This is a genomic window from Pseudovibrio sp. Alg231-02 (genome assembly GCF_900143565.1).
Lineage (GTDB): Bacteria > Pseudomonadota > Alphaproteobacteria > Rhizobiales > Stappiaceae > Pseudovibrio.
On record NZ_FREX01000011.1, the window covers coordinates 55,455 to 78,598 of the forward strand.

The 23,144-nt window shown below is 50.9% G+C and carries 20 protein-coding genes and 1 tRNA gene; 12 read left to right on the plus strand and 9 right to left on the minus strand.

Features of this window, described 5'->3' with window-relative positions:
• Window positions 1–27: 27 nt before the first annotated feature.
• The 5 genes from DHN43_RS22975 to DHN43_RS22995 all read left to right on the plus strand — a co-directional run bounded on the left by DHN43_RS22975 (window position 28) and on the right by DHN43_RS22995 (window position 4,655).
• Window positions 28–1,179: an ABC transporter ATP-binding protein gene (locus DHN43_RS22975; RefSeq protein WP_208995585.1), complete on the plus strand. Its 1,152-nt coding sequence runs from the start codon at window positions 28–30 to the stop codon at window positions 1,177–1,179.
• 10 nt (window positions 1,180–1,189) lie between these two features.
• Window positions 1,190–2,191, plus strand: coding sequence for an ABC transporter permease subunit (locus tag DHN43_RS22980; protein WP_108820192.1), 1,002 nt, complete (start codon window positions 1,190–1,192; stop codon window positions 2,189–2,191).
• Window positions 2,191–3,012 carry an ABC transporter permease gene (locus DHN43_RS22985; RefSeq protein WP_063286886.1) on the plus strand — a complete coding sequence of 274 codons (822 nt, stop codon included), beginning with the start codon at window positions 2,191–2,193 and terminating at the stop codon, window positions 3,010–3,012. Before DHN43_RS22980 ends, DHN43_RS22985 begins: the two co-directional genes overlap by 1 nt.
• Window positions 3,013–3,314: 302 nt before the next feature.
• Window positions 3,315–4,010 (plus strand): CoA transferase subunit A, encoded by a 696-nt coding sequence (locus tag DHN43_RS22990; protein WP_063290782.1) that lies wholly within the window; start codon window positions 3,315–3,317, stop codon window positions 4,008–4,010.
• Between the two features lie 15 nt (window positions 4,011–4,025).
• A complete protein-coding gene (locus DHN43_RS22995) occupies window positions 4,026–4,655 on the plus strand; it encodes a CoA transferase subunit B (RefSeq protein ID WP_108820193.1) in 630 nt (209 codons plus the stop codon).
• A gap of 204 nt (window positions 4,656–4,859) precedes the next feature.
• On the opposite strand, the gene DHN43_RS23000 is transcribed toward DHN43_RS22995, so the two are convergent.
• A complete protein-coding gene (locus DHN43_RS23000; RefSeq protein WP_159096967.1) occupies window positions 4,860–5,663 on the minus strand; it encodes a hypothetical protein in 804 nt (267 codons plus the stop codon).
• A gap of 128 nt (window positions 5,664–5,791) precedes the next feature.
• Between DHN43_RS23000 and DHN43_RS23005 the strand changes: the two genes are divergently transcribed.
• A complete protein-coding gene (locus DHN43_RS23005) occupies window positions 5,792–6,418 on the plus strand; it encodes a LysE family translocator (protein ID WP_108820253.1) in 627 nt (208 codons plus the stop codon).
• Between the two features lie 82 nt (window positions 6,419–6,500).
• Here the strand turns inward: DHN43_RS23005 and DHN43_RS23010 are convergent, their stop codons facing one another.
• From DHN43_RS23010 to DHN43_RS23025, 4 genes are all read right to left on the minus strand, one after another.
• Window positions 6,501–8,126, minus strand: a complete 1,626-nt coding sequence (locus tag DHN43_RS23010) for an ABC transporter permease (protein ID WP_108820195.1) — start codon at window positions 8,124–8,126, stop codon at window positions 6,501–6,503.
• 147 nt (window positions 8,127–8,273) lie between these two features.
• Window positions 8,274–9,323 carry a Fe(3+) ABC transporter substrate-binding protein gene (locus DHN43_RS23015; RefSeq protein ID WP_057460973.1) on the minus strand — a complete coding sequence of 350 codons (1,050 nt, stop codon included), beginning with the start codon at window positions 9,321–9,323 and terminating at the stop codon, window positions 8,274–8,276.
• Between the two features lie 296 nt (window positions 9,324–9,619).
• Window positions 9,620–10,588 (minus strand): threonine dehydratase, encoded by a 969-nt coding sequence (locus DHN43_RS23020; protein ID WP_108820196.1) that lies wholly within the window; start codon window positions 10,586–10,588, stop codon window positions 9,620–9,622.
• A 39-nt stretch (window positions 10,589–10,627) separates the two neighbouring features.
• Window positions 10,628–13,870 (minus strand): PAS domain-containing sensor histidine kinase, encoded by a 3,243-nt coding sequence (locus tag DHN43_RS23025; RefSeq protein ID WP_108820197.1) that lies wholly within the window; start codon window positions 13,868–13,870, stop codon window positions 10,628–10,630.
• Window positions 13,871–14,434: 564 nt separating this feature from the next.
• Between DHN43_RS23025 and DHN43_RS23030 the strand changes: the two genes are divergently transcribed.
• The 3 genes from DHN43_RS23030 (at window position 14,435) to DHN43_RS23040 (ending at window position 15,934) form a co-directional block, all read left to right on the plus strand.
• Window positions 14,435–14,821, plus strand: coding sequence for a phasin family protein (locus DHN43_RS23030; RefSeq protein WP_108820198.1), 387 nt, complete (start codon window positions 14,435–14,437; stop codon window positions 14,819–14,821).
• Between the two features lie 301 nt (window positions 14,822–15,122).
• Window positions 15,123–15,626, plus strand: a complete 504-nt coding sequence (locus DHN43_RS23035) for a phasin (protein WP_108820199.1) — start codon at window positions 15,123–15,125, stop codon at window positions 15,624–15,626.
• Window positions 15,627–15,857: 231 nt separating this feature from the next.
• Window positions 15,858–15,934: transfer RNA gene (locus tag DHN43_RS23040), tRNA-His, on the plus strand.
• 82 nt (window positions 15,935–16,016) lie between these two features.
• On the opposite strand, the gene DHN43_RS23045 is transcribed toward DHN43_RS23040, so the two are convergent.
• The gene (locus DHN43_RS23045) at window positions 16,017–17,837 is read right to left on the minus strand and encodes a carboxylesterase family protein (RefSeq protein ID WP_108820200.1); all 1,821 of its coding nucleotides are present in this window, start codon (window positions 17,835–17,837) and stop codon (window positions 16,017–16,019) included.
• Window positions 17,838–18,175: 338 nt separating this feature from the next.
• On the opposite strand from DHN43_RS23045, the gene DHN43_RS23050 reads away from it, so the two are divergent.
• Entirely contained in the window at window positions 18,176–18,838 is a 663-nt protein-coding gene (locus DHN43_RS23050; RefSeq protein WP_063286894.1) for an OmpA family protein, read from the plus strand.
• Window positions 18,839–18,929: 91 nt separating this feature from the next.
• A complete protein-coding gene (locus DHN43_RS23055) occupies window positions 18,930–19,688 on the plus strand; it encodes a class I SAM-dependent methyltransferase (protein WP_108820201.1) in 759 nt (252 codons plus the stop codon).
• 12 nt (window positions 19,689–19,700) lie between these two features.
• Here the strand turns inward: DHN43_RS23055 and DHN43_RS23060 are convergent, their stop codons facing one another.
• Together DHN43_RS23060 and DHN43_RS23065 are read right to left on the minus strand one after the other, a co-directional pair.
• The gene (locus DHN43_RS23060; RefSeq protein ID WP_063317601.1) at window positions 19,701–21,020 is read right to left on the minus strand and encodes an MFS transporter; all 1,320 of its coding nucleotides are present in this window, start codon (window positions 21,018–21,020) and stop codon (window positions 19,701–19,703) included.
• A gap of 47 nt (window positions 21,021–21,067) precedes the next feature.
• The gene (locus DHN43_RS23065; protein WP_108820202.1) at window positions 21,068–21,346 is read right to left on the minus strand and encodes a metal-sensing transcriptional repressor; all 279 of its coding nucleotides are present in this window, start codon (window positions 21,344–21,346) and stop codon (window positions 21,068–21,070) included.
• A 226-nt stretch (window positions 21,347–21,572) separates the two neighbouring features.
• Here DHN43_RS23065 and DHN43_RS23070 point away from each other — a divergent pair, with 226 nt between their 5' ends.
• Window positions 21,573–22,535, plus strand: a complete 963-nt coding sequence (locus DHN43_RS23070) for a nucleoside hydrolase (protein WP_063286898.1) — start codon at window positions 21,573–21,575, stop codon at window positions 22,533–22,535.
• A gap of 6 nt (window positions 22,536–22,541) precedes the next feature.
• Here DHN43_RS23070 and DHN43_RS23075 read toward each other — a convergent pair whose 3' ends face one another.
• Entirely contained in the window at window positions 22,542–23,138 is a 597-nt protein-coding gene (locus DHN43_RS23075; RefSeq protein ID WP_108820203.1) for a LysE family translocator, read from the minus strand.
• Window positions 23,139–23,144: the final 6 nt, after the last annotated feature.

Consider the following 23,144-nt stretch of genomic DNA (forward strand, 5'->3'; position numbering starts at 1 on the left):
GGCAGGCCATTGAAAAGGATTGGAGTATTGGCGAAGAAACCGCTTGGCCCCGTACGTCGTGCATTTTCACCTTGGGACGACCCGAGCGAGCAGCCTTTTATTGAATTTCGGAATATCACCAAGCGTTTTGGCAATTTTGTTGCCGTAGATAACCTTTCTCTCAAAATCTACAAACGCGAGTTCCATGCTCTGCTGGGTGGGTCTGGGTGCGGTAAAACCACTTTGATGAGAATGCTTGCAGGATTTGAGGCTCCATCTGAAGGTCAGATCTTTCTGGAAGGTCGAGACCTCGCCGGCGTGCCGCCATATAAGCGCCCGGTCAATATGATGTTCCAGTCCTACGCGCTCTTCCCGCACATGAACGTCGAAAAGAACATCGCCTTTGGCTTGGAAATGGACGGCCTGCCTTCCAAAGAGATCAAAAGCAGGGTCATGGAGATGCTTAGTCTGGTCAAGCTGGAAGGATTTGCCAAACGCAAACCGCACCAGTTGTCCGGTGGTCAGCGCCAACGCGTTGCACTCGCGAGATCCCTCGCCAAACGCCCCAAAGTGCTCCTCCTCGATGAACCTCTTGCTGCGCTCGATAAGAAGCTTCGTGAAGAAACCCAGCTGGAACTGATCAATCTGCAAGAACAGCTGCGGATGACGTTCCTGATCGTGACCCATGATCAGGAAGAAGCGATGACCGTGGCAGATCGCATCTCGGTTATGGATAAGGGCAAGATCCTTCAAAATGCGACACCGGGAGAAATCTACGAGCAACCCAACTCCCGATTTGTGGCGGAGTTCATTGGTGACATCAACGTATTGGACGGGCAAGTCACCAATAAGGAACTTGAGGACGTCAAGATGTTCTCATCTGTTCTGGGTAGCCATTTGGATGTTTGCTATCCAACCTCTGCAAACGTGGGCGATCACGCTGCTCTAGCCATCCGTCCGGAAAAGATGCGTATCTCCTTCGATAAACCAGATCGCTTGGGTACCAATGCTATTCAAGGAGAAGTCTGGGATATCGCCTATATGGGAGACGTGTCCATCTACCATATCAAAGTGGCTGAGACAGAGACGCTGCGGGCGATTGTCGCCAACACAGCACGACTGGTTGAAAGACCGATCACTTGGGAAGATCAGGTCTGGTTGTCATGGGACAGCGACGCCGGCGTGATCTTGACACGATGAGAGGTGGCAAATGACTGACCCCAACCTCTCATCAACCGACCTCATGAGATCAGAAACGATCCCACCACCACGTCATGAACTTCAGGCACCGGAAAACTCACCGACCAATCCAACCGGAAAATGGGGCCGCTTCGCACTCATCTGTGTGCCATACGTCTGGCTGCTGCTCTTCTTCCTTGTTCCGTTTGTGATTGTTGCAAAGATCTCGTTGTCTGAAGCAGCCGTTTCAATTCCGCCTTACTTGCCGGTAATCGATTGGGGAAGGGGGGTGCTTGGACTTTGGGAAGCTGCGCAGCGCTGGTCGCTAGATAATTACATCTGGCTAACAGAGGATGACCTCTACTGGCGCGCCTATGTCTCTAGCCTGCAAATAGCTTTCATATCTACATTACTGACCTTGTTCATTGGCTTCCCTCTTGCTTACGGCATGGCTAGGGCACCAAGAAGCTGGCAACCAACGTTGGTTATGATGGTCATCCTGCCGTTTTGGACCAGTTTTTTGATCCGGGTCTATGCGTGGATCGGCATCTTGAAAACTGATGGCCTACTCAATCACGCACTGATCACAATCGGTGTCATTAATGAGCCTCTGGTTATCCTCAACACCAGCATCGCCGTCTACATTGGCATTATCTATTCTTACCTGCCTTTCATGGTCCTCCCGCTCTATTCTTCCTTAGAGAAACTGGACACGACCCTGATAGAAGCTGCAGAGGATCTGGGTTGTCCACCCTGGAAGACCTTCTGGCGGGTCACAGTCCCTCTTGCCATGCCCGGCGTGATTGCAGGGTGTTTCCTCGTCTTCATTCCAGCCGTAGGAGAGTTCGTCATTCCCGACCTGTTGGGAGGCTCATCAACACTGATGATCGGGAAAACCCTATGGGTTGAGTTCTTCTCCAACAGGGACTGGCCAGTTGCGTCCGCGGTGGCAATTGTTCTTCTGGTATTGCTTGTGATTCCAATCTTGCTGTTTCAGCGGCACGAGACCCGACGCAACGAAGGGGACGTGTAATGCCGTCAAAACCGAGTTGGTTTAATCTCACATCATTGGTTTTGGGGTTCAGCTTCCTCTACTTGCCCATCGTCATTCTGATTGTTTTTTCATTCAATGAATCTCGGTTGGTCACGGTTTGGGCCGGCTTCTCCACCAAGTGGTATGCATCCTTGCTGCAAAACGAACAGCTGTTGGAAGCTGCCTGGGTCACATTCCGTATCGGTCTCACATCTGCAACTCTGGCAACGGTTCTTGGCACATTGGCTGCGCTGGTCTTAGCCCGGCAAGGACGCTTCTTCGGGCGTACTCTGTTTTCGGGGATGATCTACGCACCACTCGTGATGCCAGAAGTCATCCTCGGGTTGTCATTGCTGCTTCTGTTCGTGGCTATTGATCAAAATCGCGGCTTTTGGACAATCATGATTGCCCACACCACATTCTCCATGTGTTACGTGGCGATCGTTGTGCAATCCCGCCTTTCTGGATTTGACCGCTCCTTAGAGGAAGCTGCAATGGATCTGGGCTGTCCTCCTGTCAGAACATTCTTCCGCATAACCCTCCCTCAGATCCTGCCAGGTGTGCTCGCAGGTTGGATGCTGGCATTCACATTGTCACTGGATGACTTGGTGATCGCGAGCTTTAATTCCGGACCCGGATCAACCACTTTGCCTATGAAGATTTATTCTCAGGTGAGATTAGGTGTGACGCCAGAAATCAATGCTATTTGCACGATACTGGTCGTTATCGTGACGATTGGCGTCATCTTGGCATCTCTCCTCACCAAAAGGCAGAGGTTCAAACGCATGGAAGAAGAGCGACTCGCAGCAGCCCATCTTTAAGAATTTTCATGGGTCTGAGTGTTACATTCTATAAAATTGTGCACCGCAAACACCCATTCCTCCCAGCTTTGTGGTTTTCACCTCAATAAATAGTCGCTCTCTGTACAAAGAGCACTTGGCGAGGACATAAAACACAGCTATCAACATTGCTGTCGCTATACCTATTTTCCCTAGGAGGGAACGGCAGGATGCTGATCCGGATGGAGGGTCAGGTCCCATTGCCAGCATGAAAAGGCGGTATTGCTTGCGTTCTGGAGAATGAGAAGCGTGAGTTCTACCAACTCATGTATTGGGAGTTTATAATGAATAAAGTTTATCCAAGTGCTGCCGCTGCTCTGGAAGGACTTACCTTTGATGGCATGACCGTCATGGCAGGTGGGTTTGGTCTCTGTGGCATTCCTGAAAACCTGATTATTGCGCTGCGAGATTCTGGTGCGAATGACCTGACTGCCATCTCTAACAACGCAGGCGTTGATGACTTCGGTCTGGGCCTGCTGTTGCAGACGCGCCAGATCAAGAAGATGGTGTCGTCTTACGTTGGCGAAAACGCAACTTTCGAGCGTCAGTATCTGGATGGTGATCTTGAGCTGGAATTCAACCCTCAAGGTACCCTTGCTGAACGCATCCGTGCAGGCGGCGCAGGCATCCCGGGTTTCTACACCAAAACTGGTGTTGGCACCCTGATCGCCGAAGGTAAAGAGCACAAAGACTTTAACGGTGAAACCTACATCATGGAAACCGGTCTGGTTTCAGACGTAGCTCTCGTGAGTGCATGGAAAGCTGACAAAGAAGGCAACCTGATCTTCCGTAAGACAGCGCGCAACTTCAACCCGGTCATGGCAACAGCTGGTAAGACCACTGTCGTAGAAGTTGAAGAGCTCGTCGAGATCGGTGAGCTGGATGCGGATCAGATCCATACTCCAGGTATCTTCGTTGACCGCATCGTTGTTGGCACATTTGAAAAGCGCATCGAGCAGCGCACTACACGCGAAGCTTAAGGGAGGGCAGTAATCATGGCTTGGAATCGTGACGAAATGGCCGCCCGTGCGGCAAAAGAACTGCAAGATGGTTTCTACGTTAACCTCGGCATTGGCATCCCGACACTGGTCGCAAACTACATTCCAGACGGAATGAATGTAGCTCTGCAGTCAGAAAATGGCATGCTGGGCATGGGCCCGTTCCCGACTGAAGATGAAGTTGATGCAGATCTGATCAATGCAGGTAAGCAGACCATCACTGAACTGGACCGTACCAGCTATTTCTCTTCTGCAGACAGCTTTGCGATGATCCGCGGAGGTCACATTGACCTCTCCATCCTCGGTGCGATGGAAGTCTCAGAAGAGGGTGATCTCGCCAACTGGATGATCCCTGGCAAAATGGTCAAGGGCATGGGCGGTGCAATGGACCTTGTTGCAGGCGTTAAACGTGTTGTGGTCATTATGGATCACACCAACAAACGCGGTGACAAAAAACTCCTCCATAAGTGCGCCCTACCGCTCACCGGTGTAAAATGCGTCGACCGCATCATCACCAACCTCGGCGTCTTCGACGTAGTCGACGGCGGCCTGAAAGTCGCAGAAATGGCTGAGGGTGTAACTCTGGATGAGATCAAAGAGAAAACTGAAGCGAATTTGGTAGAGTAACCAAACTTCACTTTGACAAGACAAGAGAGGGCAATTTGTCCTCTCTTTTTATTTGTATGTAATAAGAGTAGTTATCAAATACTTTTCTTCTCGACGATAGTCTCTGCGACCAATACCATCTTAAACTAGTTCGCCCATAACGTCGGTCCTGCTGATAGCAAAAGCCCGTTGCCAAAATGCGAGCCGACCTTTTAACTAGGCATCTCAATCCTCTTGCTGCACAAACTCGCAGCGGGCTTCAGAGAACATATGTTTAGCAATAGCGCATAGCCAGTTAATCTGACAGTTGCGTGTTTTAAAGTTCTCTTCAACCTGGCCGACACCGGTGTCACTCATAAAAAAACCTTGCTCTGTAAAAGCACCCTGAAGATCTTCGAGAGAGTACTTTACCCGGAGCAAGCTTGAAGAAATGTCTGCCAGCGAGTTAGCGTTTTGCTCAGTACTCAAGCCACCAAAGCCAGCCCTGTCAAATGGTTCTTGCAGGTCTTTAAAGAGTTGTTGCTGAAAAGCTTCCAGCTCAACACCTTGGTGCCATAAACAGACGTCTTTCAGACCTCGGAAGTCTGCGTCGAGCCGCTGCCAAGCGCCATCAAGAAAACTCTCCAAAATAACAGCGCAGTTTTTGTCTTCTGAAGCAACATCATCGTCAGTACAGACAAAGGGACCGATATGATCCGGATCTTCTGGATAAAACAGCACCAGTTGATCCCTGAAGTCCCGTTGCAGCGTCACATAATCCTCTATCTGGCTCTGCATTTCCCTCTTGCAGCTGCCTGTACCTCCCTCAACATTTGGACAGGTCTTAAGAACCACCTCTTCATCAGGCTCCCTCAGTCGAAAGGCAGTTTTGAAGTTGCCTTCTTCCAAAAACGTAGCTTGCTTAAGCACAAGGGATTGATTTTTGCCATCCAGCTCAATCAGCCAGTGATACAGATTGGAGTCTTGAGCAAGAGTGTTACCGGCAATCAGACTAAGAAGCACGAGGCTTCCAAACATGAGTTTCTTCATGATGTTTTCCATAGCAGTTAAGAACTACCAAGCCTGACGTGCAATCAGGGGAAAGGTGATGCTGCTTGTTTCCTTTGCCTTAATAAACTATGAAAATAGAGGTTTTTGGTAAAGTATTGGAGCACCGCGTGATCCCAATAGATGTACTGGCTGGTTTTTTCACTGTCACTGTTTTGCTGGCATTGGCACCAGGCCCTGATAATATTTTCGTGCTGACACAGTCTGCAGTGTGTGGTCGTATGGCGGGTATTGCGGTGACGCTTGGTCTTTGCACCGGCTTGATTTTTCACACAACGGCTGTGGCGCTCGGTGTATCCGCGATTTTTCAGGCGTCCGAGTTGGCGTTTACCTTCGTCAAGGTGCTTGGTGTCGGGTATCTGCTTTATCTCGCGTGGGGAGCCTTCAGAGCGAAGCCTGAGCCGGTACAACAAAATAAGGTCGATCATTCTGCTTTGATCCCTCTGTACCGTCGCGGTGTAATCATGAACATCACCAATCCCAAGGTCGCTATCTTCTTCCTTTCGTTCTTTCCGCAATTTGTTGATCCTGCTTACGGTCCTGTTATGCCGCAGTTCTTACAGCTGGGGGCAGTATTCATGCTTTCGGCAGTTCTGGTCTTTGGCTCAGTCGCCTTCGCAGCAGGTGCTATCGGCGATCGTTTGAGCAAGTCTATAACTGCTCAGAAAGTAATGAACCGGATTGCCTCTGTTGTTTTTGTTGGAATGGCGCTGAAACTGGCAGCTGCGACCAGATAACATCGGATACAGATTCATTAGATACTAAAAAAGCCGCTGAACATCTTCAGCGGCTTTTCTATATTGCAAACTCTTTCCGTTCTTACTCAGCAGGTACCATTGAGGTGTCCTTGGAAAAGCGCTTGTTGCCGCGTTTCTCGCGGAATGTATCGGCACTTGTCTTTGCCAGCATAATCACCGGAATGATGCCCACCAACACGATACACAGGGCTGGCAGAGCAGCATCTTCAAACGCTTCACGAGAAGCTGCGTTGTAAACCGTTGTTGCGAGTGTCTCGAAATTAAACGGACGCAGAAGCAACGTTGCAGGCAGCTCTTTCATGCACTCCACAAAGGAAAGCAGTGTCGCGGAGAGAATGACTGGCTTCATCAACGGCATGTGAACGCGGCCAAGGGTGCCCCACGCAGTCTGTCCCAGGCTACGAGACGCCATATCATAGTGCGGGGTAATCTTGCCAAATCCGCCATCTATCTGTCCGTATGACATAGCCAGAAAACGGACGACATAAGCGTAGATGAGCGCTGTACCTGATCCAATCAGAAGCAAGCCAGTACCAAACCCGAGCAAGGCTTCAAAACCCTCTGAGATCATGTTGTCCAATGCTGCAACTGGGAACAGAATGCCTACGGCCAGAATGGTGCCAGGTACAGCGTAACCAATCGAAGCTACCCGGCCCAGTGTCGTTGTTACTCTGCTTGGGAACAGGCGGCGGCGATAGGCAAGGGTCAGGCTGATGCCGATAGAAACAGCAGCGGCCACAGCAGCCAGCCAAAGAGTGTTGCCAGCAGCAGCCCAAAGGGCTGGTTCAAACAGATCTTCCACACGGCGACTTGCACGGCTCAGGAGCAACAATGACGGAAAGACAAAGCCCAGAATGATAGGCAGCGCGCAGACAGCCACAGCAACCCAGCCACGCCAGCCCTGCAGCTCGTAGCTCGGCAAAGCACGATAAGTACCCGTTGTCTGATGAAAACGCTGCTTGCGGCGGCCATAATACTCAATGAACATCAGCGCCAGCACAAACACCAGCATGATTGTTGCGATCTGAGCTGCGCCCGTCAGATTAGAGCGATTGAGCCATGTGTCATAAACCGAAAATGTAAGTGTCTGCACGCCGAAAAAGGACACTGCACCAATGTCGTTCAGGCACTCCATCAGAGCAAGGGTCACACCAACCACAATAGCAGGACGTGCAAGCGGCAACGCGACCTTCCAGAACAAGCGAAATGGACCTGCGCCTAGGGTACGGGACACATCCAGCGCGCAAGCTGACTGAATAAGGAACGAGGCGCGTGCACTCAGATAAACATAAGGGTAGAGAACAAAACCCATGACAAACATGGCACCACCAAGAGAGCGGATCTCAGGGAACCAATAGTCACGAGAGGTCTTGAAACCAAAGATATCGCGTATCAGTCCTTGCACCGGACCAGTGTAATCCAGCAGTTCAACATACGAAAACGCGATAATGTAGGTCGGGACTGCAAAGGGCAACAGTAGCGCCAGATCAAACCAGCGCCGCCCGGGAAAACGGCACATGGTGACTAACCATGCTGTGCTGACCCCGACAACAAACACGATCACACCAACACCGACCATCAGCTGGAATGTGGTGGCAATTGAACGCGGTAGAATTGTTGAGACAAGGTGCGGCCATAGATTGCCCGAAGAGCCCATAGCCATAATAACAATTGCAAGAACCGGCATCACAACGAGGCCGGTTAGAAAGTAGGTCCCAAACGCAAGAAGCCGCTCCCCTCGAGAAGAGGGGGCGGCGGTTCTGTATTGTGGCGATCCACTATGTCCGTGTCTGGATGTCATGGAATGGCTTCAACTCAATTTACCTGTTGGAATTTAGCTGGATGGACCGTTATCAAAGCCAACGATATCAACCAGCTCACTCGCTTTTGCGCGTTGAGCAGCAATCTCGTTGAGAGAAACTTCATCAGCTTTGAAGGAACCCCAGGAGGCAACCAGTTCAGATGGTGCGATGCCTGGCTCTACTGGATACTCGAAGTTCTGTGCAGCATAGATAGCCTGCGCTTCATCGGAAGCAAGGAATTCCATCAGCTTTACAGCGTTGTCTTTGTTCGGAGCATTTTTTGCCAGAACCATGCCGGAGATGTTCACGTGAGTGCCACGACCTTCGGTGTTCGGGAAGAGAATGCGAACTGACGCTGCCCAATCCTTCTGCTCAGGATCTTTCTCGTTGGTTTGCATTTTGCCCATGTAATAGGTGTTGCCCAATGAGATGTCGCATTCACCTGCGAAGATGGACTTAACCTGCGCACGGTCGTTGCCGGTTGGCTTACGTGCCAGGTTGTCACGAACAGCTTCCAGCCACTTCTGTGTCTCAGCTTCGCCCTTGTGAGCAATCATGGAAGCGATCAGACCGATGGAATAAACGTGTTGACCAGAGCGGGTGCAAAGGCGGCCTTTCCATTTTGGATCAGCAAGCTCTTCATAGGTGATGCTATCTTGGGCAACGCGGTCTTTAGAAGCATAGATGACACGAGCGCGCGTTGTCAGACCGAACCAGTGGCCTTCAGAGTCACGCAAGTTTGCCGGGATGTTGCCGTTGATTGCATCGCTAACGACTGGCTGAGTAACACCGAGGTCTTTTGCACCCTGTAGACGGCCAATGTCTACGGAAAGAAGAACGTCAGCTGGAGAGTTCTTACCCTCGGCCTTCATACGCTCGCCAAGACCTTTCTTAGCGAAAACAACGTTTGCTTTGACGCCAGTCTCAGCAGTGAATGCATCGAGAAGTGGTTTGATCAATTCTGGCTGGCGGTAAGAATAGATATTCACTTCGCCTTCTGCCTGAGCTGATGCGACCATACCGGTTGTACCAAGTGCAAAACCAGCTGCTGTCAGCCCAATTCCCTTAAACAACGACTTCATCGGAACATCTCCTGAGTGATCTTGTACGCGTCTGCAAACGCTTGTCATTTGCCGTTATATCGGAAACTTGACTTTCTCTGTCAACTAATAAACTTCGTGAAAACAATGAGATAGAACTATTCTAAACTGTGAAATTCAGCTTTTAAGGTGCTATCCATCTGCAATTGCGAATGATTTTCAATTGCGGCTCATGTCAGCCTCAAGGAAAAGTTTACTGAAAAACTCAGAGTTGTTGAAAACAAACTGGTCTGGAGGGAGTGCAGTACTCACGTTCATATGCAGAAACGATTCCAATTTTAAGGAGTCGGAGTGTCTCCTTGCAGCACTCGTGCCATCCAGATGCGGTTCATGTTTTGCCCGCAAAGGATGAAAGAAGCCCTTTTGTCTTGCAGGTTGGCACGCTCTTTTGAAAGGCCTGCCAGACCAGCAGCAGCAGCACCTTCGCACGCATTGTGCGTTGTGCGATAAAGCAGACGGATTGCTTCTGCAATCTCATCCTCGCTGACACGGATAATGCGCTCAGCGCCTGATCTGATTAAGGCAAAAGCTTCCCGGGCAGGCCCTCGCACACAAATCCCTTCAGCAAAGGTATTGGCTGAAGACGTGAGTGTATATTCACCAACTTCAATAGAGCGGGCGCACCCATCCGCCTTTTCTGCGACCACGCCGATAATCTTCGTCTTCAGGCCAAAGAGGTCACGCACAGATATTAATCCGCATATGCCAGTGCCCAAACCAACAGGCACATAGATGGCATCCAGGTCCTTAATCGCGCGGAAGATCTCAAGCGCGTAAGTCGCGGCTCCCAGAACAAGGTCATAATCAAAGCCGGGAGAGAGCACCTGCTTAGAATCCTCGGCCATCTGGCAGGCGAATGTATGGGCCTCCTCAAAGTCTTTGCCGTGCTCAATCAAAAATGCGCCGTAGCTTTGGATAGCCGCTGTCGTTTCTTTGGAAGTGCCTTGAGGAACAACAATCGCTGCACGCTGGTGCAGCATTTTGGCTGCCCACGCCATGCCCAGTCCAAAGTTACCGCGTGTGGCGGCAACAAAGCTTGTAGAGCTGACATGCCGTTGTGATTGGCGTAGGAGATAAAGCAAAGCGCACCGGGCCTTAAACGATCCGGTGGGCGCATGGTTCTCGTGCTTGATGAAGACCTCGCAGCCTAAGGCGTCATTGAGCAAGGGCCAGCTGTAAAGCGCTGTCGGGGCCATATGGCGCCGCAGTTCTTGCGAAGCATATTCCAAAGCAGCCAGTGTGAGCATGCGAATCTCCTGCGATGGTCAGGCCACCACAGGAGCGCGTTATTCGGCGAGAACTCGCTGAGGTGGGAAAGTGACTTCAGCCAGCGTACCTTCATCCTCTTCAGAATTTATTGAAAACGAAGCACGGTTCGCTTCCACAAGGGCTTTGGTTAATGGAAGACCAAGACCAGACCCTTCTGTTGAAGAAGAGGCATTAAGGCGACGGAACGGTTGAAGCGCAGCTTCCAGATCAGCCTTCGACATGCCGTGGCCAGTATCCCGAACGCGCAAGTGCACTTCACCACTTGGATCAAGCACAAGCGAGATGATCACCTGACCGCCGGACCGGTTGAACTTGATGGCGTTAGACAGCAGGTTCAATGTGATTTGGCGCAGCGTTTTTGGATCCGCCACAATCTTAGGAACAGACAGAGGTGTACTGGCGCGAATAATAACGCGTTGATCATTCGCCTGAGGCTGCAACAGTGCCACGCACTCATTGATTACATCGGCTGCGGAAACAGCTTCAAACGCCAGATCCATCTTGCCAGCCTCAATCCTGGCCAGATCAAGCAGGTCGTTGATCAACGTCAGCATATGGGAGCAGGAGCGATGGATATCGCGGGCGTACTCTTTATAACGCACATTCCCAAGCTCGCCAAAGCGCTCTTCCTGCATCACTTCTGAGAACCCGATCACCGCATTGAGTGGCGTGCGGATTTCATGGCTGATTTTAGTCAGGTACTCAGACTTGTGAGTGTTGGCTTTCTCCGCCTTGTACCGGGCACTCACCAACTCTTCTTCGGCTCGCTTGAACTGGGTAATATCGCGCAACACAGCACAGAAAAGCTGCTCGTTTGCGTGGCTGACACGTCCCATGCTTAGGAACGTTGGGAAGATATCGCCGTCCAGTGTTTGGCAAATGACTTCACGCCCGTCATTGAGCACACTGGAAACGCCATTGGCGACCAACCCATCCAGATAATCCAGTGCTGCAATGTGGCTCTCATCCGCAAGGAATGTCGTAAATGGAGCACCTAGAAGGTCATCTTCGCCGGCATTAAACAGGGCTTCTGCAGAGTGATTTGCACTGCGGATGATGCCGCGCTGATCCATCACCAGCACGCCGTCTGTCGCGGTTGCGAGAACGGATTCCAGCTCTTCAATGCGCGTGTGCAGATGTTTGATTTGAGTTTCGGAGCCAGTCGCAGCCTGAACGTGAACCGAAGCTGCAGGGGCATCTGCTTCACCCTGTATCTTCTCCACCACAGAGATCATGAGCGCTTGCGCACCATTCCAAGGCACAGCATGCATACGCGCATCAACGGAAAGCACACCACCTTCTGCGAGCCGTACGTGTACGATACGGTCTACAGTTTGAGAGCTTGGAGTAGGGCACTCTTCAGGTTCTGCGAAGATTGCCTCAAGGCCTCCTGCTTCATTCAATCCTTCAAAGCGCTCGTAACCAAGCAGCTCAAGCAGAGTGTCGTTTGCATAAACAACATCGCGGTCGCGAACAACGGCGACCCCAATCGGAAGGCGATCCAGTAAGCGGGGATCGATTGGCGCTACAATCGGCTTGTCAGGAATACGTCCTGTCTTTTCGCGAGCGCGTTCTGCAGCTTCTTCAATATCTGGTGGAACGCGTGGCAGAACCACATGGGTTACGTTGTCCTGCTTTGGCTCAGCTGCAACGGTTTCATCACGTGCCGCAGGTTCAGCAGGCAGCGGAATAATGTTGTCAGCTTTCGCCGCTGTTGCAGGCTTTGGTTCTTCGTGGAACTCAGTCTCCACCACATCAGTTTCAGCTACGGCAAGAGCTGCTGTCTCTTCGGGTGTAGCAGGAACTGTTTTTGCGGTTTCAGTTTGTGCCGGAACAGCAGCTTGCTCATCTTTCTTCTCAGCACCCAATGCCCGCGCAATCTTGTCGAAGGCATCTCGCTCTGGTTTGGAAAGTCCAACATTCTCTCTTGGAACAGGATGTTTATCTACCAAGCGAACAATGCTGTTGGTCAATTCCGCAAGGCTGCGTGGACCAGTTCTGACTTTCTTTTGCGGTGCGTCCGGCAAGTTTGCAATAGCACGCTCAAAGTCATCTTTACTGGTTGGCTCGGGAATTGACGGAGCAGCGCTCACCTGTTCTGCGGTTTCTGGTGGAGCTTCCTCAGCATCAGTAAGATCCTCTTCAAAAGCCTGCAAATCAGTTTCAGCCGTCACGTGCTCAGGACCTTCCGAAGCAGGAACAGTCTGATCAGCTATTTCAGGCTCAGAAATCTCCTCAGGTTGCGCTTCGACCTCAACGGGAGCTGCAATTTCAAGAGGGTCTGTCGGATCGCGAAGGACGTCAGCATCCGTCAGCTGAAGGAACCCTTCATTCTCCTCAACAGCAATTGCTTCTTCGTCATGAAGAAAGTGCAATCCATTTTCATCTGACTGTGTGTCTGATGCAGGTAGATCCGGTTCTGGTGGGAGGTTGATTTCAGCATCAGCAGCGTCGTCTGCTTCAGGCTCAAGAGCCACCGCGACTGTCACCTCTTCAACCGGATCAGCCTCGGGAGAGGTTTCCGGCTCAGGATGTTCGGCACTCTCAACGACGTCCTGCTCTTCTTCCTCGGCATCCTCGTTGAAATCAACGATCAACTCTGGAATCTCAGGTTCACTCTGTAAGAAACCTGGCGCCGTAATGCCTTCAACCAGTGGTGCCTCAACAGTTTCCGTTACATGACGTGTCTCAGTCTCGGAAAGTGCTTCGATTGGTGCGACGTCTCCTTGCACAAATCGTTCTGGCTGATCGTGCTCAAGCGTCAGCCCAACATCAGGCTCACTGACAGGAGTTTCTGTCTTTGCCGGTTCAGAGGTAGCTTCAGTGTCTTCGCTTTCCTCTTTTAGCGCGGCACGCAACTTGGTCAGAACTGTAAGCGGATCAACAGGTTCATCGGATTTCTTTGCATCGACGCTGCGGATAACCCCAAATCCGCGCAAGCCGTCATACTCGCCTGATTTTGTTTCTACCGGTTGAGCAGATAAATCGAGAGGAACAACCTTGTTGGAATTGCAGGCAGGCCAAAGCAGTGTCGCACCGCTGACGGCACGCTGTTTTTTGATAGCTTTCGAAATCGCCGGGACCTTACCAATCCTCAGCTTTTTGCGGACAGCATCGAACGGGAGGCCGATCAAAGCGGCATCCTGTGGGCCTAATAGCTCGGCGAACTCCTTCGAGAAGCTACGAAAGCAGCCGTTTCGGTCCAGCTCCCAAGTGAAGCGGATCGGCCGTTGTCGGCGTTTGAAGACAAAGTCAGCCACGAGCTCGGTCCCTACTCTGAAGGTTTCCCAAGAAGGGGTTGGTTGAGAAACGCAATCTACTCTCTTTCACAGGCACCAAGACGCAAAATTGGCGGTGCTATCAAATGATATCCGGTTTGAAACGGGCATGTAAGCGACTTCAGCGGTTTTGCTGTAAGCTTACTAAAGAAACCTGCCTCAATTTATCAGGGGTACATTTTTCCAATTATAGCCCCACCCTACTTTATCTGTAAGCTTTGAAAAACCAGAGCCTGCCATTTATGGCAACCCACCCACCGGCAATTTCAAAAGCTAAATCCTGATAAAGGCTTAGAGTTTAACAAATGAGCGCCGAACTTCGCATCTGTCAATTCCAATAGATACAAGCCGCCCAATTATTCACCCCACAATTCCTGTATACTTAAAGTACCGTAAACTGCAGTGCTCGTCTAAGCTCCTATTTTCTTTCCCTATGGTTAAGTATAGCATTGCCACATCAGAGTAAACGAGTTGCAAATAGGGGAGGGAATAGGCCCTTTCCACAATGCGAATGAAACCTTAATCAACAATGGTGGAGGCTTGAGCATGGCAGATACAAAAGTTCCTTTTGAAGTTTCGGATCAAATGCGTGAATTTGCTGATCGAAGCATTGATCAGGCACGTAAGGCTTTTGATAATTTCATGGATGCAACCGAAAATGCGGTTAGCAGCATGGAAGATGCATCGAGCACAATGCATGTGGATTCCTCAGATATGCATCGTCAGGCCCTTTCATTTGCCGAGCAAAATGTGAATTCCGCTTTTGAATTAGCGCAGCGCATGTTTCAGGCGCGCGATATGGAAGAGCTTGTGGGTTTGCAGCAAGAGTACTTGCACAAGCAGATGGAGCAAAGTGGAGCGCAAATGCGAGAGATGGGTGAGAAAGCCTCCCGCGTTGTAAAGGACGCAGCAAAAAAAGCAGGAGACTTCTGAGGAGCCTTGGTTTTAAGGGGGCTGATTCCTTCCCAAACAACGGCGGAATGAGGCGTATCAGCGCCTCGTTCGAAGTATGCTATTAAAACCCACCGCTGCAAACTCGCGATTTGCACCACCAGAATAAAAAAGTTTTCTTCTTCGTTTCAGCAGCTTAAGCGCAATCGATATTGTTGCGCTGCAAAATAATGTTGCAATGCACAAAATAGCTCCTATATTAATCTCAAGTTGACCTAAGGGGAGACGGTTCTCTCCCCCTTGATCCTTTATGTTTCTCTCAAGACGATAAGGAGCAATCCAAATGACTACTGCGAAAATTGATACTGCTAAATCCGAGAAGAAAACTGAACAGGCTGCTCCAAAAGCTACCAAATCTGTAGAGAATGAGGTGTTTGCAATGAACAAGATGGAAGTGCCTGCATTTATCCAGGAAATGACCGAAAAGAGCGTTGATCAGGCGCGTGAAGGTTATGCCAAAGTGAAGTCTGCTTCTGAAGAAGCATCTGCAATGCTTGAAGAGACCATGGAAGTGACACGTGACAGCTTCATGGAAATCAATCTGAAAGCTGTCGATGCAGCGAAAGACAATTCCGAAGCTGCATTCTCTCACATTCGCGACATGTTCGGTGTGAAGAGCTTGTCTGAAGCAATCGAGCTTCAGTCTTCTTACAGCCGCAAACAGTATGATGCGATGAGCCAACAGGTGAGAGAGATGCAGGAAACTGCAACGAAACTTGCGACCACGATGTCTCAGCCTGCAAAAGAAGCTTTCGACAAATCTATGAAAGATATGAAGCTGGCATAATTCCGGCTAAATTTTTTCAAGAACGTACATATCCTCCCGATTGGATTGCATAGCAATTTGCAACTCATACGGGAGGATTTTGCGTTTAAGCCTCTGAAAAACAGAGTGAAACCACCTAGTTGCAGTGTGTAACTGGCGATTTTTTATCAGTGTTGTGGACTTTTTTCATTTTGATGTTTCAAGGGACTTGCCAACCTTAAAAATTCTACCTATGTTCCGCGCCACTGGCAAGCAGACGTAGCTCAGTTGGTTAGAGCGTCGGATTGTGGCTCCGAAGGTCGGTGGTTCGAATCCACTCGTCTGTACCATCTCTTCTTAAGGCTCCTTAGTGAGATAGTTGAGATCATCTGCTTCGCCAGTTCTTTTCCTTATTTCCTTGAAAAGACTGGATTATTCCTCAGGTATCTGCTTGGGAATAAGAATGGCGTTTGCATTCCTTTCAATAACTTCCCCAAGCCAGAACGCGCAATCGGATTGCTCAAAGAGATCCTCATAAGTTGCCTCGATGTTCGCACCCTGCAGGACATTGAAGTTTGATGGGTTGCCGATTTTCGGCCTGCTCCACAATTTCCAGTCTTTGGATGGTCCCTCTGTGGGTGTCTTTGCAAATTGCGCCCAAAGCGCGTTCATCTTCACAGCAAGGTCTTTGTCTTCTTGTGTCGCATCCGGCGGCATAGTGTTGAACACGAATGGTAATTCCGATGCATGACAGGCGTTGTTCCACTGGTTGTGTGGGCCGCAAGCATTATTCACCTTCGGGTTTGTTGGCGGTTTCTCCATATTCTCGACAGATGTCTGCGCGAAGAAATAGAGCCACGTGTTATCGCTCGGCTTTTCCCGCTCGATGTTGGCGGACATAGTAGGGCAGGTGAGCACTGAATTCCCAATAAGGTTGGAAAGAGCCGTGGCCGGTGTCTTCGGGCGCAAGCCATATGCAGCAGGAGTTTGTGCGCCATACCCAGCGCGGCCCACAATCAGCATCGGGTTTTCGTAATCACGGCCCAAAATCCCGTTGAAAGTTACAGCGTTTAGCTTCCCGGTCGCGTCAATAAAGTTCGCGAACAGAACGCCTTCGTTCTTGTTAAAGCCTAACATCAGAGGCTTTTCATTACCCTTTTCCATCTGCACATTGGGCTGTTCTTTAAGGAAACTGCCATCGATGATGGGGGAAAAGGCTATGCTGCCAGGCAGGGCGCTCAGGAACACACCTTTTTTGAAGAGCGTATCCTGAAGCAAAGCCTGAGCCAGAAGAATTTGTCGCGTATTCGCTTTTTCCAGATCATCAAGCTGTGCTGTTAACGCACATTCATCCGAGTCTGGATTGCGAATGACAGCTCTCAGGCATTTTAGATAGAAGTAGAAGAGGTCACGCCCTTCCTCTTTATTGCGATACTTATAGGCAGATGCGCTGCTTTGCATGATGCCAGCGCGGAACAGATCCTTAGAGCTATCAGCGCTGAACATATGTAGGCCAACAGCCATCGCGCCGGAACTCACACCAAAGATCGTGACCTGCTCAGGATCTCCGCCAAATGATGAAATATGCTTCTGCACCCACTTCAGTGCGGTTTGTTGATCCTGCAAGCCGTAGTTGCCGCCGTTGGAAGGCTCTTGTCCGGTGATCCCGTCAGTCGCCAGCGTACCGAGAATGCCAAGGCGAAAGTTGACTGTCACGAGCACAATGTTCTGATCAGCAGCAAACGACTTGCCGGAATAAAGCTCAATGATCTCTTTATCGGCAGCGTGATAGGCCTTGTCTGCTCCACCAGCCATAAAACCACCGCCATGGAAAAACACCATGACAGGCAGCTTGCTGAGGTTCTTGATAGCATCAGCTGGTGCCCAGATATTCATATAGAGGCAGTCTTCTTCACCGCGTAGCTGATCTTTTGGATTCCAGATCGGCTGCGGGCAACGCGCGCCGTATTGCAATGCCTCGTAGCCGTTGGGCTCATACTTATCAAACACACTGGAGGGTTGCCACCGCGTCGCTTGCCCATACTGCACGCCCTTGAACACGCTGAGAAGCTGGCTTCCAGCATCATCAGCCTTCCCGCAAAGAATCTTCTTGTTGCTGAGAGTGATGCAGGGCTGCTCAGGCGGTGCTGGTTGGTCAGGGGCAAAAAGCAGCTGGTCATCTGCATTTGGGCTTTGCGCAAATGACCACGTCATGCTGAGAATGCTGAATGCAAGGACAAGCACCGTTTTCATGGAACCCCACCTTCTTGTTTGTTTTTGGGCTTCCCTTAGTCTTCATCTTTTAGGAAAAAACGGCGTTAAACAGCATGCTTTAAATTGCCTTGCGGAAATTGTGGCAAATTTTTGAGTGTCAAAAGGCTTTGTTTAATTCAGTGGTGATTTGTGTGACTGCTATCACAAACCAATAAAAATGGCTGTTTTCGGCGACAAATCCGGTGGAATTCAAGGACACTGTCTCATTGGGCACTTGTATTAGGCGCTCAGTGGCTTTTGATAGGGTTAATGTTCGATAGGGGGCAGATTCATTGTGATTCATCTGACCCTCAAAAATTACGATGTGAGAATTTTAAATGAAAAAACTGATGCACGCCGCGTTTGCTGTTGTTCTCGGCCTTTCCGTTGCAGCATGTACAACAACCAATCCATACACGGGTGAGTCCCGCGTTTCCAAAACTGCAGGCGGTGCAGGTCTTGGCGCAGCCACAGGCGCAATCATCGGCGCGATCGCTGGCGGCAAAAGTGCTCGCGTTGAAGGCGCGCTCGTTGGTGCTGCTGCTGGTGGCCTGATTGGTGGTGGTATTGGTAACTATATGGACCGTCAGGAAGCGCAGCTTCGTCAGCAGCTCCAGTCCTCTGGCGTTTCCGTAACTCGTAACGGCAACCAGATCGTACTGAACATGCCAAATGATGTGACCTTCGCTGTTGGTCAGGCAACTCTGTCCTCCCGCGCAATGCAGGTCCTCAACAGTGTTTCTCTCGTTGCGAAAGAATTCCCGCAGACACGTCTGAACGTTTATGGCCACACCGACAACACTGGGTCCGCTCAGTTCAACCTGCAGCTTTCTCAGCGCCGCGCAGACTCCGTCAGCAACTACCTGTATAATCAGGGTGTAAACGGTGCACGCATCTCCGCAGCAGGTTACGGCCTGACCAGCCCGATCGCGTCCAACGCAACCGAAGCTGGCCGCGCGCAGAACCGCCGTGTAGAGATCATCCTGTCTCCACTGAACTAATCTTTCAGACAGGCAAAAGTTTTAAAACGCGGTCCCTTACTGGGGCCGCGTTTTTTGTTAGTCTCCCACCGTCAATAGGGGAGGTTTGCACATGACACAGGATAATCTGGCTGCATCACATTTCCAGACTGCTGGAGAGAGCTACGCAAAGTACCGCCCAACCTATCCTACCGAGCTTGTTGAGTTTCTGGCCTCACAATGCCAGCAGCACAATCTGGCTTTGGATGTTGGCTGCGGGAATGGTCAACTCAGTGGCATGATCGCCAAACATTTCAGGAAGGTGCTTGCCACAGATGTCAGTGCCTCCCAAATCGAAAACGCAGCACCCGTTCCCAACATTCGCTTTGCGGTGGAGCCAGCAGAACACTGCTCAGCTGAAGATGCGTCCCTTAATCTGATTGTCGCCGCACAGTCTGCGCATTGGTTTAATCTGGCAAGTTTTTATGAGGAAGTCAGGCGTGTTGGTGCGTCAGGGTGTGTGCTCGCACTCGTCAGCTATGGTGTTCTCTCCATCAATCATGCCGAATGCAATACCCGTTTTCGCCAGTTCTATTACGATGAAATCGGCCCTTATTGGCCACCAGAGCGCCAGCACGTCGACAGCGGATACGCCAGTTTTGATTTTCCGTTTCAGGAGCTGGAGTATCCGGAGATGTCTATTGAGCGGGAGTGGACGCTGGAGCAGTTCCTCGGCTACGTGCGCACGTGGTCCTCTGTCAAAGCAGCGGCAAAGGCTGGCAAGCAAAGCCTGATGGAAAGCTTCGCAAGAGAGCTAACCAGCCTTTGGGGAGATCCTCAGCAACTCCGCAAGATCAGTTGGCCCATCGCAATGCGACTGGGCCGTCTTTGAGCAACAGCTGCTTTATAGGCTGCTAGGCCATCGTGTGTGTAGGTCGTCAATCTTGAACTCGTGCACGTGGCTCTTGCCTACTTTGTCGACGCCCTTTGACCAATGAGGATCATTGTCTGGCAGGTCCTCGTGGGAATGTCGCAACTTCTTTGCATCCTTGCTCGGCCACAGCAGCATTGCTGCGAAAACACTGATCCACGCCAATACTGCCATGAAGAGAAAACTGACCGGAATGCCCAAACGAGCGCCAACCCAGCCAGCCATTGGATAACCAATCAGCCAGCATACATGGCTGAGCGCAAACTGGCTTGCAAACACTGACGGAAGATCTCCACCTCTCGCAGAGCGTCGTAAAACCCGACCAGAGGGTGTTTGTGCCGCGGAATAGCCAAGGCCCATCAGGAACCAGAGCGGAAGCAACTGCGTAAAGCTGCTCAACATAAACCCGAAGCTGAGGCAAACGGCCATGATACTGGCGCCAAGGATCATGACGCTTCTGTCTTTAAAGCGCTCCAGAACTTTAGGAAGGCTGAGCGCTGTAATCATGGAGCCTGCACCAAAACAAGCAAGAGCAATGGCAACATCATCAGCTTGCAGGCCAAACGTGCCTTGTACAATCACCACCGTATTCACAATCACCATGGACCCGCCAGCCGCGACAGCAAGATAAACAGCAAGCATTCCGCGCAGGCGAGGGGTACTGAGATAGATACGAGTGCCTTGCGTCATGCGCTTGACTGTACGCTGGTTCTCGACAGGTTTGAGCTTTGGCAAGGTGACGGAAACGACAAGTGCTGCAGAGGCGAGGAAACCGATCACCGTACCACCAAACAGACCATGAAAATTGATTACCAATAGCAAGCCAGCCGCGATCGTCGGGCTGAGCAGGTTCTCAAGATCATAAGCAAGGCGGCTCAAGGACAGAGCGTTGGTGTAGTCTTTCTCTTCTGGCAATACGTCAGGAATAACCGCTTGAAATGCGGGCGTAAAAGCAGCGGAAGCGGACTGCAGCACAAATATAAGCAGGTAGATTTGCCAGATCTCAGTCACAAACGGCAGCGCAAGAGCAACCGCTGCACGGATGAGATCCAGCCCCACCAGCACAGCACGTCGCGGCAACCGTTCAACAAACGCAGCTGCAATCGGGGCCAGCCCAACATAGGCAATCATCTTGATCGCAAAGGCAGTTCCAAGCACTGAACCGGCGTCTTCTCCGGCGATGTTAAACGCCAGAAGACTCAGGGCGACAGTGGCAAGACCAGTACCAAACAAGGCAATGACTTGAGCAAGAAACAGGTGGCGATAGGTTCGGTTCGCGAGTACGGACAGCACGCGGAAACTCCTTTGGCTTCTTGTTTTCTTGAGTTGACTATATCCCCCTAGAGGTAACGGGAGATTGCTTTGAACTCTTCAATCGTCTGCTCGGAATTTGCATCCGGATTGTTGACTGTGTCGTCGAGGCAATGATCGAGATGATCGTAGATCAGGGTCTTCTTTGCCTGCATGACAGCTTTCTCAACTGCATGAAGTTGCTGAGCTATTTCCACACATGGGCGACCATCCTCGATCATGCTGATAATGGATTTGAGGTGCCCGTCAGCGCGTTTAAGCCTATTAACAATTCCCGGATGGGACTGGTGTGTGTGCTTTTCAGTCATGTTTCACTATTATCCCCCCTAGGGGGATATTGCAAGCCGACTGAGTTTAACAAATGTGCAGTTAAATCATTTGAATAACCCTTCGTGGTATCGTCCGCGACAAACGGATGGCAGCAGGGTGGCCTGAAGACCTGAGGAAACGAGGGCTTGCTCACCAATGCAGAATGCTGAAACTGAGTTTGATTGATGGATATGCACTGCCAACAAGGCGTGCCAGGAGAATGACGTGCCGGATAATTTTGTTTTTGCAGTGGACACGGATGGCGGTGTTGACGACGCTATCGCACTCATGATGCTCATCGGCTCAGGCAAGAAGATAGACTTCATCACGACTACATTCGGCAATGTCGATCTGGAGCAGGCAACAAAGAACATTCTGGACACGCTCGCCATCTGCAATGCAGACATTCCCGTTCATAAAGGCGCCTCTGATCCAATTTCCGGCGAGCGTATTGATGCTGTTTATGTTCATGGGCCAGACGGTTTAGGCGGTGTGGAACGCCCTCAGCACCTCCTGAGGCATTCAGGTGAGACAGCACACAATGCTCTCCGGGATGTTCTGCGCAAAGCTGCGCTGGGTGGGCCAAAGCTTCAGATCTTGACCATTGGACCACTCACAAATCTGGCAGAAGTCTTGCGCGAGGAGCCGGATCTGGTCGAAGGAGTTGATCGCATCTGGTCTATGGGTGGAACCTGCCACGGACGCGGCAACGTTACTCCCGCAGCTGAGTTCAACATCCTCTGCGACCCGGAAGCGGCAAAAGCAGTGTTTTCGCAGGCGATCAACACAACGCTCATTCCATGGGAACCGAGCCTCCATGATGCCCTCCCGGGGGATGTGGTCGATGGTATATTTGAACGTTTGGGGGACACGATACCAGCCAAGTTTGCAGAGCATATGTGTACGTTTATGCGAGAGCGTGGCAAGACGTGGTACCACGAAGACCTTCTCATCCTGCCTGATCCATTGGCCGCTGCTGCCCTGTTGGACTCTGAGGTCATAGCCCGAACCATTGTTTGCGGCGTACTCGTTGAAACAGGTGGAGAGTTTGCCCGCGGTGCGACTATTCTGGATCACGAGGGTAAAACGCAGGCACCCATTATCGGCATCATGGAGCGGGCAGACCGCCCTAAAGTGGAACGTATATTGGAAGGAACACTGGCAGCGCTTGCCTCGCGCCACCAGTGAAAACAATTAGAGAAGCAAGGACCAAACAGTTGCTGCAAGCATCGCGATAGCCATAGCTATTGTGATGCCGCGCATCAAAACGCCTTCGCCAATCACCTTAAGAATTGAAACCCCAACCATTGCCCACACACTGTGAGAGATCATGCCGCCGATCAAAAAGCCAGTTGTCAGGATCGCCGCATTCTCATAAAGCCCCATACCATTGGCCGCGAAGAAGCTGGTAAACGCCACCAGGCTCATTGCCCAGGTTTTGGGGCTAAGTGGATGAATGAGCAAACCTTCCCAAAATGTCGGCAAGCTAACTTCGCCCTTTGGCTTGATGTTCAACTGCACAATGCGCCAGGCCAGATAGGTCATGTAGGCCATGGAGGTAAACTTGAAGGCGTTGACCATCAGCCCCCCGCGCGCCATCAACTGTCCCAGTCCGAAAGCCACACAGAGGTTGAGCAGTAGGCTGCCCAGCTCTGCCGCAATGATAACCGGAAAAGCAGTGCGATAACCCGCGCTGGCACCAATCGCCATGAAGGTGAGGTTTCCCGGGCCCGGAGTGCCGGTCATAATGGCTACAAAAATCGCGAATGCGCTGAGTGTTGCCCAATCCATATTGTT